This window comes from Bradyrhizobium sp. G127 (genome assembly GCF_021502575.1).
Taxonomy (GTDB): domain Bacteria; phylum Pseudomonadota; class Alphaproteobacteria; order Rhizobiales; family Xanthobacteraceae; genus Afipia.
Window position 1 is genome coordinate 33197 of the sequence record NZ_JAKFGN010000001.1, and the last position, 13444, is coordinate 46640.

A 13444-nucleotide genomic window follows, 5' to 3' on the forward strand; every position below is an offset into this window, starting at 1 on the left:
CGAAATTCATCCCGCTTTCAAGGCGTTATGAAAAAAAGCTCCGAACGCTCGCGGCATAAGGCGAAATGGCGGAAAACTCCGCTGCAAAAGGCGGAAAAGCGGCCGGATTGCGATACGCGTTTTTTGGCCCAGGGATGCCCGAACCGCCTCAGAGCTGGCTGAAAAAATCCAAAACGGGAGGTCGTGTATCCCGGGCGCAGCGCAGCACGAAGTGATGCGCTGCTGAACCGGGACCGCAAGAAGCCGTGGCGGTCCCGGCTCTGCGATGCAACGTTGCAGGTTGCATCGCGTCCGGGACAAGCCGATCAGATTCTCACGACGAGGATCGCGACGCCTGCATGCGCCGGCGTAGTCGCCGAATAAATCCGGGCGACGCGCGGCGGCGGAAGCGCGCCATCCATTGCGCGATGGCGAACTTGAACGGCGCGACGATCTCGGACGCCCTGGCACGCAGATCGATGACGAATTCATAGAGCCTGCGGAACCAGTTCATCCGCAGCAGCTTGTCGCGCGTCACGTCGAACACGAACGCGATGATGCCGACGCCCACGATTTTCTGAAGGACAATGAGGAGCGTGGCGCTGACGAAATACTTTTTCATCAGCAGCCACGCCTCGACCAGATTGAACGGCGCCAGAATAATAAACGGGACAGCGAATATCAGCAGCGTCGCGCCGGGCGACAGATGCGCGACGCTCTCGGCAAACCATTTCTTCAGGCGCGGCAGCGGAATGAGAGCGACGATGCGCGCGATGACCGGCTCGACGCGGTCCCACAGCCACGCTTCGAGCAGAAAGATCAGCGCGAGCAGAATCCAGAGGGGACGGAGCAGCCGGCGCATGACGGATTTTCATCCAGCATGACCGGCTGAATGCCGGTCAGTGCTCACATATGGATAGCGCGTTTTGCCACCGCAAGCGCCGCTTCCTTGACGGCTTCCGACCGCGTCGGATGGGCGTGGCAGGTGCGGGCGAGATCTTCCGCGGAACCGCCGAACTCCATCAGCACCGCGGCCTCGTGAATCATTTCGCCGGCTTCCGCGCCGATAATGTGCACGCCATAGACGCGATCGGTCTTGGCATCCGCGAGAATTTTCACGAAGCCGTCGGTGGTCTGGTTGACCTTGGTGCGCGCATTCGCGGTGAACGGAAACTTGCCGACGTTGTAGGCGATGCCGGCCTGCTTGAGTTCTTCCTCGGTCTTGCCGACGGTGGCGACTTCCGGGAACGTGTAGACCACACCGGGGATGACGTCGTAATTGGTGTGACCGGCCTGGCCTGCGAGAATTTCCGCAACCGCAATGCCTTCGTCCTCGGCCTTGTGCGCCAGCATCGGCCCCGCGATCACATCGCCGATGGCGTAGATGCCCTTCACGTTGGTGCCGAAGTGGCCGTCGGTCTGCACCCGGCCGCGCGGATCGAGTTCGACGCCGGCTTCCTTCAGCCCGAGACCGTCGGTGTAAGGCACGCGGCCGATGGCAACGAGCACCACATCGGCTTCGATGGTTTCCGCAGCGCCGCCCGCAGCCGGCTCGATGCTGGCTTTCAGCTTCTTGCCGGATGTGTCGACACCGGTGACCTTGGCGCCGAGCTTGAACGTAATGCCCTGCTTTTCCTGAATACGCTGGAAGGATTTCGCGACCTCGCCATCCATGCCGGGCAGGATGCGATCGAGGAATTCCACCACGGTGACCTGCGCGCCAAGACGCCGCCACACCGAGCCGAGTTCGAGACCGATCACGCCCGCGCCGATCACCAGCAGCTTCTCCGGCACCTTGTCGAGGGTCAGCGCACCAGTGCTTGAGACGATGCGCTTCTCGTCGATCTCGACGCCCTTCAGCTTCGCAACGTCGGAGCCGGTGGCGATGACGATGTTCTTGGTCTCGAGAATCTCGGTCTTGCCGTCGTTGGCCTTCACCTCGACCTTGCCGGCGGAGACGATGCGGCCGGTGCCTTCGTAAGGCTCGATCTTGTTCTTCTTGAACAGGAAAGCGACGCCCTTGGTGTTGCCGTCGACGCCGTCGGTCTTGAACTTCATCATGGTCGAAAGATCGAGCTTCGGCTTGCCGACGCCGATGCCCATCTTGGGCAGCATGTGGGTGACTTCCTCGTAGCGCTCCGAGGCCTGCAGCAGCGCCTTGGACGGAATGCAGCCGATGTTCAGGCAGGTGCCGCCGAAGGTGGAACGTTTCTCGATCACGGCCACCTTCATGCCGAGCTGGGCCGCGCGGATCGCGCAGACATAGCCGCCGGGGCCGGTACCGATAATGACGAGATCATAAGAAGCCATGATGGGAATCCTGTACTTGCAGAGAAATAGAAATCAGCGACCGCCCGAGACGTCGAAAATCGTACCTGTGACATATGATGCTTCGTCGGACATCAACCAGACCACGGCATTGGCGATTTCATCCGCGGTGCCGACGCGCTTCATCGGCACCATATGCGCCAGCCGGTGCGCACGATCCGGCTCGCCGCCGCTGGCGTGAATATCGGTATCGATCAGGCCGGGGCGGATCGCGTTGACGCGAATGCCCTCGGTGCTGACTTCGCGCGCCAAGCCCACCGTGAACGTATCGATCGCGCCTTTCGAGGCGGCGTAATCGACGTACAGTCCCGGCGAGCCGAGCGTCGCCGCGACGGACGAGATATTGACGATGACGCCGCCGGCGCCGCCGTGAGTGGTCGACATGCGTTTCACCGCCTCACGTGCGCACAGAATACTGCCGACGACATTGATATTCATCATACGGACGAGCCGCTCGGCGGACATTTGGTCGACGCGGGCGGTCTTGTCGACCACGCCGGCGTTGTTGACCAGCGCGCCGAGCTTGCCGAATGTCTCAGCTTCCTTGAACAGATGCAGAATGTCGGCCTCGATGCCGACATCGCACTTCACCGCGATGGCCTTGCCGTTGCTGGCTTCGATCGTGGCAACCACCTCATCGGCGGCGGCCTTGTTGCTGGCATAGCCGACAACGACCTTGTAGCCGCGCCTGGCCGCGGCCAAGGACGTCGCGCGGCCGATGCCTCGGCTTCCTCCGGTGACGATGGCGACGCTATCCATCCGAACCAATCCCCGCACGAACGTCAGTTTGCTTTTTGAAGAGCGATACGAATGCCCAGCCCGATCAAAACCAGCCCCGTCACGCGGTCGATCCAGTGTCCGATCCGCTCATAGCCCGCGCGCATCGAGCGCGTCGTCAGGAAGACCGCGACAAAGCTGAACCAGAGCGCAAGAAACACGGCCAGCGCGGCGCCGTAGGCGAACTGCGTCATCACAGGCGTTTCATGCGAAACGATCGTGGCAAACAGCGAAACGAAAAACAGCGTCGCCTTGGGGTTCAGAAGATTGGTGAGAAAGCCCACACCGTACGATGTGACAACGCTGCGCGCGCCGCCGCCGGGAGCGACGGAAGTTCTATCGAGGGCTTGAGATGAGCGGCGGCTCGCCGTCAGCGACCGGACGCCGAGATAGACCAGATAAGCCGCACCGCACCACTTCACGATGGTGAAGATCAGGACCGACTGCGCAACGATCAGACCCACGCCGGTCACGGTGTAGGCGACATGGACCATGATCGCCGATCCCACACCGATGGCCGACACGATTCCCGCCCGCCGTCCAAAACTCACGCTCTCGCGAAGCACGCAGGCGAAGTCCGCGCCCGGCGCGATTGCCGCCAACACAAACACGCCGAACAAAGCGAGGAATTCGGGCGGCAGACTCATCGGCCTACAGATCCAGCACCAGCCGCGCGGGATCCTCAAGGCATTCCTTGACGCGGACCAGGAAGGTGACCGCTTCCTTGCCGTCGATGACGCGGTGATCGTAGGACAGCGCCAGATACATCATCGGGCGCACTTCGATCTTGCCGCCGACGACCACCGGCCGTTCCTGAATCTTGTGCATGCCGAGAATGCCGGCCTGCGGGGCGTTGAGGATCGGGGTCGACATCAGCGAGCCATAGACGCCGCCGTTCGAGATGGTGAAGGTGCCGCCCTGCATGTCCTCGATCTTGAGCTGGCCGTCGCGGGCCTTCTTGCCGAACTCGGCGATGTTCTTCTCGATGTCGGCCAGCGACTTGTGATCGCATTCGCGCACCACCGGCACGACCAGGCCCTTGTCGGTGCCGACCGCGACGCCGATGTGGTAGTAGTTCTTGTAGATCAGGTCGGTGCCGTCGATCTCGGCGTTGACGGCGGGCACTTCCTTCAGCGCCTGCACGCAGGCCTTCACGAAGAAGCCCATGAAGCCCAGCTTGCTGCCGTGCTTCTTCTCGAACAGATCCTTGTAGTGGGCGCGCAGCGCCATCAGGTTGGTCATGTCGACCTCGTTGAAGGTCGTCAGCATCGCCGCGGTGTTCTGCACGTCCTTGAGGCGGCGCGCGATGGTCTGGCGCAGCCGCGTCATCTTCACGCGCTCTTCGCGGGCGGCATCGTCGGCGGGCGACGAGGCGCGCACCTGAATGGCGGCGGCCGGCTGATTGACCGAGGTCGGCGCGGACGCCGCCTTCTCGATCGCGGCCAGCATGTCGCCCTTGGTAACGCGGCCATCCTTGCCCGAGCCGGGCACGGTCGATGCATCGACGCCGGATTCGGCGGAGAGCTTGCGCACCGAGGGAGCCTGCGGCGCATCGGCCGGTGGCGATTTCTGCGCTGGCGCCGGGGCCGCAGCAGCGGGGGCCGCCGGCTTGGCGGGCGCGGGTTCAGCGGCTTTCGCCGGCGCAGGAGCTGACGCCGCCTTGGCGCCGCCTGCGCCTTCGGTGATCTGGCCGAGCAGCGCGCCGACCGCGACCGTCTCGCCGTCCTTGGCGACGATCTCGCCCAGCGTGCCCGCGAACGGCGCCGGCACTTCAATCGTGACCTTGTCGGTTTCGAGTTCAACCAAGGGTTCGTCGACGGCGACGGCATCACCGGCCTTCTTGAACCAGCGGCCGATGGTGGCTTCGGTGACGGATTCACCCAATGTCGGAACGCGAATTTCAGCCATTATCTTTTTCCCCTTGCGTCGTGAGCGGCTCGTTCGCCGTCAGCGCTTTCATCAAATCCAAACAACGAGGCGAGAGGCCCGCGACACGCGCGGGCCATCTGAACCGTCAACCGAGAGCTTCGTCGAGAAACGCCTTCAACTGCGCCAGATGCTTCGACATCAGGCCGGTGGCCGTCGCCGCAGCCGCAGCGCGCCCGGCATAACGCGGGCGCTTGTGGGTCGCGCCGATCTGGTTGAGCACCCACTCGAGATAGGGCTCGATGAAGTGCCAGCCGCCCATGTTGCGCGGCTCTTCCTGACACCACACCACTTCGGCCTTCTTGAAGCGTTCGAGCACCTGCACCAGCGTCTTCAGCGGCACCGGATAGAGCTGCTCGACGCGCAGCAGATAGACGTCGTTGACGCCGCGCTTTTCGCGATCCTCGTAAAGATCGTAATAGACCTTGCCCGAACAGATCACGACACGGCGAATCTTGGCGTCCTCGACAAGCTTGATCTCGCCGCCCTTCTCCGCGTCATCCAGCAACACGCGATGGAACGAGGTCTCGGGACCGAACTCCTCGAGCTTCGAAACCGCCCGCTTGTGGCGCAGCAGCGACTTCGGCGTCATCAGGATCAGCGGCTTGCGGATTTCACGCTTCAACTGACGGCGCAGGGCGTGGAAGTAGTTCGCAGGCGTCGTCAGGTTGGCGACCTGCATGTTGTCTTCGGCGCTCATCTGCAAGAAGCGCTCAAGGCGCGCGGAGGAATGCTCCGGACCCTGACCTTCGTAACCGTGCGGCAGCAGGCAGACCAGACCCGACATGCGCAGCCACTTGCGCTCGCCCGACGAGATAAACTGGTCGAACAGCACCTGCGCGCCGTTGGCGAAATCGCCGAACTGCGCTTCCCAGATCGGCAATGCGTTCGGCTCCGCCAGCGAATAGCCGTATTCGAAACCGAGCACGGCTTCTTCCGACAGCAGCGAGTTGATGACCTCGTAGTGGCCCTGCTTGTCGCCGATGTGGTTGAACGGCGTGTAGCGGCTTTCGTCTTCCTGATCGAACAGCACCGAATGCCGCTGCGAGAAGGTGCCGCGCTCGGAATCCTGACCGGACAGGCGAACGTGGTGGCCTTCCTTCATCAGGGTGCAGAACGCCAGCGCTTCGCCGGTGGCCCAGTCGATGCCCTCGCCGTTCTCGATCGCCTTCATCCGGGCGTCGAGGAAACGCTGCACGGTGCGGTGGATGCGGAAGCCGTCCGGCACCTTGGTGATCTTGCGGCCGATATCCTTCAATTCGTCGATCGCGACGCCGGTGTTGCCGCGGCGCGGATCTTCGCCGAGATCGGCGGACTTCAGGCCCGCCCACTTGCCGTCGAGCCAGTCAGCCTTGTTCGGCTTGTAGCCCGTACCCGCTTCGAGTTCGGCGTCGAGGCGCGCGCGCCAGTCGGTCTTGGCCTTTTCGACCTCGCCTTCGGTGACGACGCCATCCGCAACCAGCCGCTTGGCGTAGATGTCCAGCGTCGAGGCATGGGTCGCGATCTTCTTGTACATCACCGGGTTGGTGAACGCGGGCTCGTCGCCCTCGTTGTGACCGTGGCGGCGGTAGCAGAACATGTCGATGACGACAGGCTTGTGGAATTTCTGCCGGAATTCGACCGCGATCTTGGCGGCGAACACCACCGCTTCCGGATCGTCGCCGTTCACATGGAAGATCGGCGCGTCGATCATCTTGGCGACGTCGGACGGATAGGGCGACGAGCGCGAGTAGCGCGGATAGGTCGTGAAGCCGATCTGGTTGTTGACGATGAAGTGGATCGAACCGCCGGTGCGGTAACCCTTCAGGTCGGACAGCGCGAAGCATTCCGCCACCACGCCCTGGCCCGCGAACGCCGCGTCACCATGCATCAGGAGCGGCAGCACCGAAATGCGCTGGTCCGGCGGATCGCCGTTCTGGTCCTGCTTGGCGCGCACCTTGCCGAGCACGATCGGATCGACGATCTCGAGATGCGACGGGTTGGCGGTCAGCGACAGATGGATCTTGTTGCCGTCGAATTCGCGATCCGACGACGCACCGAGATGGTACTTCACGTCGCCCGAGCCTTCGACCTCGTCGGGATTGGCCGAGCCGCCCTTGAATTCATGGAACAGCGCGCGGTGCGGCTTGCCCATCACCTGGGTCAGCACGTTGAGGCGTCCGCGATGCGGCATGCCGAGCACAATGTCCTGCACGCCAAGATTGCCGCCGCGCTTGATGATCTGTTCGAGCGCGGGGATCAGCGCTTCCGCGCCGTCGAGACCGAAGCGCTTGGTGCCGGTGAATTTCAGGTCGCAGAATTTCTCGAAGCCTTCGGATTCGACCAGCTTCATCAGGATGGCGCGGCGGCCTTCGCGGGTGAAGCTGATTTCCTTGTCCGGACCTTCGATGCGTTCCTGAATCCACGACTTCTGCGCCGGATTCGAGATGTGCATGAACTCGACGCCGAGGGTCTGGCAATAGGTGCGCTGGCAGATCGCGACGATCTCGCGCAGCGTCGCGGTCTCAAGGCCGAGCACGTGATCGAGGAAAATCTTGCGGTCGAAATCGGCGTCGGTGAATCCGTACGAGCGCGGATCGAGCTCTTCGTGATCCTTCTGGCCTTCGATGCCGAGCGGATCGAGATTGGCGTGGAAGTGGCCGCGCATGCGGTAGGCGCGGATCAGCATCAGCGCGCGGACCGAATCGCGGGTCGCCTGCTGCACATCGGCCGATGTCAGGTTGCTGCCAGCGGCCTGCGCCGTGGCAGACATTTTGGCGGCGATCTTGCCGCCGACCGCCTTCTCGACCTGGGCCCAGTTGCCGTCGAGCGCCGAGGTCAGATCATCGTTCGGGGTGGCCGGCCAGTTGGCCTTTTCCCAGGACGGGCCCTGCGCGTTCTTCGCAACGTCCGCGGGCTGATCCTTCAGGCTTTTGAAAAAATCCACCCAGTCCGGATCGACCGACGACGGGTCCTTCTCGTAGCGCGCGTACAACTCGTCGATGTAGGTGGCGTTGGCGCCGTCGAGAAACGAAGTGAGAGCGAAATTGGCATTCGCGTCCTGGCGAGACATGATTGCGTCCTGATGATTGAAATCGCGCGGAAAATCGGGAGAAAATCGCCCGATTTGGTATCGGCATCGTGTTTGGGCCGCACCTTTTACCCTATTTGGGGCAAAACTTCGCGCTGAAAAGAACCAAGGACTGAATTAGCCTTTCAACTTTTCGACAAGCGTCGTTCCAAGCCGCGCAGGCGATGGCGAGACCGTGATGCCGGCCGCTTCCATCGCCGCGATCTTGGATTCGGCATCGCCCTTGCCGCCGGACACGATCGCGCCGGCATGACCCATGCGGCGGCCGGGAGGCGCGGTGCGTCCGGCGATGAAGCCGACCATCGGCTTCTTGCGGCCACGCTTGGCCTCGTCCTTGAGGAACTGGGCCGCGTCTTCCTCGGCGGAGCCGCCGATTTCGCCGATCATGATGATTGACTTGGTCTTCTCGTCGGCCAGGAACAGCTCGAGAATGTCGATGAATTCGGTGCCCTTGACCGGGTCGCCGCCGATGCCGACCGCCGAGGTCTGGCCGAGACCGACCTGGGTGGTCTGGAACACCGCCTCATAGGTCAGCGTGCCGGAGCGCGAGACGATACCGACATTGCCGGGCTTGAAGATGTTGGCCGGCATGATGCCGATCTTGGACTCGCCCGCCGTCACGACGCCGGGACAGTTGGGTCCAATCAGCCGCGACTTCGAGCCGGACAGCGAACGCTTCACGCGCACCATGTCCAGCACCGGAATGCCTTCGGTGATGCAGATGATGAGCGGCACTTCCGCGTCGATGGCTTCGCAGATCGCATCCGCCGCGCCCGGCGGCGGCACGTAGATCACCGACGCGTCGGCGCCGGTCTTGTCGCGCGCCTCCTGCACGGTGTCGAACACCGGCAGGCCGAGATGCGTGGTGCCGCCTTTGCCCGGCGAGGTGCCGCCGACCATCTTGGTGCCGTAGGCGATCGCGCCTTCGGAATGGAAGGTGCCGTTCTTGCCGGTGAAGCCCTGGCAGATGACCTTGGTGTTCTTGTCGATCAGGACGGACATCGGCTTACTTTCCCTTCACGGCGTTGACGATCTTCTGCGCGGCATCGTCGAGATCGTTTGCCGACAGAACATTGAGGCCGGATTCGTTGATGATCTTCTTGCCTTCCTCGACATTGGTGCCTTCGAGCCGCACCACCAGAGGAACCTTGAGGCCGACGGTCTTCACCGCGGCGATGACGCCGCGCGCGATGACGTCGCACTTCATGATGCCGCCGAAGATGTTGACGAGAATGCCCTTCACGTTCGGATCGGCGGTGATGATCTTGAACGCCGCGGTGACCTTTTCTTCCGACGCGCCGCCGCCGACGTCGAGGAAGTTCGCCGGGCTTTCGCCGTAGAGCTTGATGATGTCGAGGGTGGCCATCGCGAGGCCCGCGCCGTTCACCATGCAGCCGATGGTGCCGTCGAGCGCGATATAGGCGAGGTCATACTTCGACGCCTCGATTTCCTTGGCGTCTTCCTCGGTGGTGTCGCGCAGCGCGACGACTTCCGGATGGCGGTAGAGCGCATTGGAATCGAACGACATCTTGGCGTCGAGGCACTTCAGTTCACCCTGCTTGGAGACGATCAGCGGATTGATCTCCAGCATCTCCATGTCCTTGGCGAGGAACGCGGTATAGAGCTGCGCCACGAGTTTCTCGGCCTGCTTGGCGAGATCGCCCTTGAGGCCGAGCGCCTGCGCCACCGTGCGGCCGTGATGGCCCATGATGCCGGTGGCAGGGTCCACGGAAAACGTCACGATCTTCTCGGGCGTGTCGTGCGCGACCTTCTCGATGTCCATGCCGCCTTCGGTGGACACCACGAAAGAGACCCAGGACGATTCACGATCGACCAGCAGCGAGAGATAGAACTCCTTCTCGATGTCGGAGCCGTCTTCGAGATAAAGCCGGTTGACCTGCTTGCCGGCCGGGCCGGTCTGCACCGTCACCAGCGTCGCGCCGAGCATCTGCTTGACGAATTCCTTGACCTCGTCGATCGACTTGGCGAGGCGCACGCCGCCCTTGTCGCCGGCCGAGGCTTCCTTGAACTTGCCCTTGCCGCGTCCGCCGGCATGGATCTGGCTCTTCACCACCCAGAGCGGGCCGCCGAGTTCTTTCGCGGCGGCTTCCGCATCCGCCGCCTTGAGAATGGGTACGCCGCGCGAGACCGGCACGCCGAATTCCTTCAGCACAGCCTTGGCCTGATATTCATGGATGTTCATGGATTGCCCCGAAGAACGAAGAAGGGAACGAAAGCGGAGAAACGAGAGAAGCGATCTCTGAGGACGATCCGGCAAGCATCCTGCCGGATCGCCTCCCTATTCGAGCAGCAGCGCCTTACTTGCCGAGCAGGTCGGGCGCGATCTTCTTGCAGGCGTCGACCAGGCCGAGCACCGCGCCGACCGACTTGTCGAAGCCTTCGCGGTCCTTGCCGGCCAGTTCGATCTCGACGATGCGCTCGACACCCTTCGAGCCGATCACGACCGGGACGCCGACATACATGTCCTTCACGCCATATTCGCCGTTGAGATAGGCGGCGCAGGGCAGCACGCGCTTCTTGTCGCGCAGATAGCTTTCCGCCATTGCGATCGCCGAAGCCGCCGGCGCATAGAAGGCCGAACCGGTCTTGAGCAGGTTGACGATCTCGGCGCCGCCGTTGCGGGTGCGGTCGACGATCTCGTCGATACGCGCCTGCGAGGTCCAGCCCATCTTGACGAGGTCAGGCAGCGGAATGCCCGCAACGGTCGAATACTTGGTCAGCGGCACCATGGTGTCGCCGTGGCCGCCGAGCACGAAGGCGGTGACGTCTTCCACCGAGACGTTGAACTCATCGGCCAGGAAATAACGGAAGCGCGCCGAATCCAGCACGCCGGCCATGCCGACGACCTTCTTGTGCGGCAGACCGCAGGCCTTCTGCAGCGCCCAGACCATGGCATCGAGCGGGTTGGTGATGCAGATCACGAACGCGTCGGGGGCGTATTTCTTGATGCCCGCGCCGACCTGTTCCATGACCTTGAGATTGATGCTGAGAAGATCGTCGCGGCTCATGCCGGGCTTGCGCGGCACGCCGGCGGTTACGATCACGACGCTGGCACCCTCGATCGCCTCGTAGGAATTGGCGCCGGTGAAGTTGGCGTCGAAGCCGTCGACCGGGGAAGACTGCGCGATGTCGAGCGACTTGCCCTGCGGTACGCCTTCGGCGATGTCGAACATCACCACGTCGCCCAGCTCTTTCAGTCCGACGAGGTGGGCCAATGTGCCACCGATCTGGCCTGAACCAATCAAAGCAATCTTGTCACGCGCCATGGGAAATCTGTCCTTTGATGTCGACGGGAAGCGGGTGGGAAACTCTGGACGGCTGGTTAGACCTTTCGCGGCACGCGTTCAAGTCGCCGTTCGCCCAATGGAGAGGCAACGCCCGCGGCCCCGGACGGTCGTTTCATGTCCGGTTTTCGACAAAGCGGCCAACGAAACATAAAGCGAACCCCGGCCGGAAATTTATGTCTCGACCAGACCTGTCGTCGAACCGCTGGCGGAGGAGTCGCTGCGGCCGTGGGGCAGCGCCAGGTAGGATTCCGACCCCATCTCGACCAGCCGCGACGAGGTGCGCTTGAACTCGTTGAGTTCGATGCCTTCGCTCGCGCTGTACAGCGACAACGGATCGGCCTCGGCGGAGGCCATCAGCTTCACGGCGTTGTCGTAAAGCGTGTCGATCAGCGTGATGAAGCGCTTGGCGACGTTGCGCTGCTCCAGCGTCATCGCCGGAATATGGTCGATGATCAGCGTGTGATAATCGTGCGCCAGCCGCAGATAGTCCGACGCGCCCAGCGGCTTCTCGCACAGGTCGGCGAACGGAAACCGCGCCACGCCGTTTGCGGACTGCGGCACGTGCAGCACCCGGCCCTTGATCGCGATGTCGCGCGGATGCCCGATGGCGCCGCCGGTCAGCTTTTTCCAAGCCTTGTCGAGCGCGGCGGTGGCCGCGGCATCGTCCGGCACCATCCACATCTTGATGCCCGCGAGTTTTTCCATGCGGAAATCGGTGCGCGCGTCGAGGCGCAGCACGTCCATGCGATCCTTGAGCTGGGCGATGAACGGCAGAAACAGCGCGCGATTCAATCCACCCTTGTAGAGATCGTCCGGCGCGACGTTGGATGTCGCGACCACCACGGTGCCGAGTTCGAACAGGCGGCTGAACAGCCGGCCGAGGATCATCGCGTCAGCGATGTCGGTGACGTGGAATTCGTCGAAGCACAGCAGCCATGCTTCCTCGAAGATCGACGCCGCGGTCAGCCGCACCGGATCGCTGTCGGCGATTTCCTCGCGCGCGATCTTCTGGCGGAAGCCGTGAATCCGCTCGTGCACGTCGGCCATGAATTCGTGGAAATGCGCGCGGCGCTTGTGCTCGACGGGACTGTCGTTGAAGAACAGATCCATCAGCATGGTCTTGCCGCGGCCGACCTCGCCGTGAATGTAGAGGCCGCGCACGGGGACGGCCTCCTTCTTGTCCTTGAACAGACGCTGCAACAGGCCGCCGCCGCGGCCGGGCCGGTATCCGGCGAGCCGCGCCTCCAGACCGGTATAGGCCTGGACGGCCTGGGCCTGCGCCGGGTCGGCCTCGATAGTGCCGGCGGCGACCAGAGCCTGATAGTGCCCTCGGAACGAGGTGCGGGAGGGAGCGTTCATGGTCCGCTAACGGCCAGAACGACGGGGAAAATGCAAGAGCGGGAGCGGCCGGTTGGTCAGGCGCTCAGCGCATAGGCGTCCTCGACCACATAGGGACCGCCGCCGACCGAGGCGCGCGACGAGAACAGCACGAAACGCGACGCCATGAAGCTGCGGGTCGGGAAATAACCGCGCACCGACAGATAATCCGCCACATCCTGATTGGACGCATCCCGCAGCCGCGCCAGCGTGACGTGCGGAATGAACTTGCGGCCTTCCGGATCGAACCCGAACCGCTGCATCAGCCGCTCGAGTTCCGCCTGCAACTCCATCAGCGGCCGGCTTGGTACAACCGATGCCACCACCGCGCGCGGCTTCTTGCCGCCAAAACTGGACAGGCCCTGAAGCGCCACCTCGAACGGCTTGCGGTTGATCCGCTCCAGCGTCGAGGCGATCTCGTTGGCCGCGACGCCGTCGATGTCGCCGATGAAGCGCAAGGTCACGTGATAATTTTCGGGATCGATCCAGCGAGCGCCCGGCAGGCCCCCGCGCAAATTCGAGAGCGTCTGGCCGATGTCCGGGGGGATTTCCAGCCCGGTGAACAAGCGAGGCATCACGAAACTCCTCGATGCTAGAGAGGATCACGAATCACCTGATGTCTTTTGTACCGCAGCAGCATGACAGTGCGAAGCGGCGATCGCGCGGACGCCCGGAAAAG

11 protein-coding genes are annotated in these 13444 nt (G+C 63.1%); all 11 read right to left on the minus strand.

The annotated features are described in order from the left end of the window. Nucleotides 1-313: 313 nt before the first annotated feature. Nucleotides 314-841 (minus strand): hypothetical protein, encoded by a 528-nt coding sequence (locus tag LVY71_RS00165; RefSeq protein ID WP_235097190.1) that lies wholly within the window; start codon nucleotides 839-841, stop codon nucleotides 314-316. Between the two features lie 44 nt (nucleotides 842-885). Beyond that, complete coding sequence (gene lpdA / locus LVY71_RS00170; protein WP_235097192.1) at nucleotides 886-2289, minus strand: dihydrolipoyl dehydrogenase; 1404 nt, start codon at nucleotides 2287-2289, stop codon at nucleotides 886-888. Between the two features lie 33 nt (nucleotides 2290-2322). Further along, nucleotides 2323-3066: an SDR family oxidoreductase gene (locus tag LVY71_RS00175; RefSeq protein WP_235097193.1), complete on the minus strand. Its 744-nt coding sequence runs from the start codon at nucleotides 3064-3066 to the stop codon at nucleotides 2323-2325. Between the two features lie 23 nt (nucleotides 3067-3089). Continuing rightward, nucleotides 3090-3731: a LysE family translocator gene (locus LVY71_RS00180; protein WP_235097194.1), complete on the minus strand. Its 642-nt coding sequence runs from the start codon at nucleotides 3729-3731 to the stop codon at nucleotides 3090-3092. A 4-nt stretch (nucleotides 3732-3735) separates the two neighbouring features. Continuing rightward, complete coding sequence (odhB, locus tag LVY71_RS00185; RefSeq protein WP_235097195.1) at nucleotides 3736-4992, minus strand: 2-oxoglutarate dehydrogenase complex dihydrolipoyllysine-residue succinyltransferase; 1257 nt, start codon at nucleotides 4990-4992, stop codon at nucleotides 3736-3738. Nucleotides 4993-5098: 106 nt separating this feature from the next. Next, nucleotides 5099-8062, minus strand: coding sequence for a 2-oxoglutarate dehydrogenase E1 component (locus tag LVY71_RS00190; protein WP_235097196.1), 2964 nt, complete (start codon nucleotides 8060-8062; stop codon nucleotides 5099-5101). Between the two features lie 135 nt (nucleotides 8063-8197). Beyond that, entirely contained in the window at nucleotides 8198-9082 is an 885-nt protein-coding gene (gene sucD, locus LVY71_RS00195) for a succinate--CoA ligase subunit alpha (RefSeq protein WP_235097197.1), read from the minus strand. 4 nt (nucleotides 9083-9086) lie between these two features. Next, nucleotides 9087-10283 carry an ADP-forming succinate--CoA ligase subunit beta gene (gene sucC / locus LVY71_RS00200; RefSeq protein ID WP_235097198.1) on the minus strand — a complete coding sequence of 399 codons (1197 nt, stop codon included), beginning with the start codon at nucleotides 10281-10283 and terminating at the stop codon, nucleotides 9087-9089. 115 nt (nucleotides 10284-10398) lie between these two features. Next, entirely contained in the window at nucleotides 10399-11367 is a 969-nt protein-coding gene (mdh, locus tag LVY71_RS00205; protein WP_235097199.1) for a malate dehydrogenase, read from the minus strand. 192 nt (nucleotides 11368-11559) lie between these two features. Continuing rightward, nucleotides 11560-12747, minus strand: a complete 1188-nt coding sequence (gene zapE, locus LVY71_RS00210) for a cell division protein ZapE (RefSeq protein ID WP_235097200.1) — start codon at nucleotides 12745-12747, stop codon at nucleotides 11560-11562. A gap of 56 nt (nucleotides 12748-12803) precedes the next feature. Next, nucleotides 12804-13340: an RNA 2',3'-cyclic phosphodiesterase gene (gene thpR / locus LVY71_RS00215; protein WP_235097202.1), complete on the minus strand. Its 537-nt coding sequence runs from the start codon at nucleotides 13338-13340 to the stop codon at nucleotides 12804-12806. Nucleotides 13341-13444 lie beyond the last annotated feature (104 nt).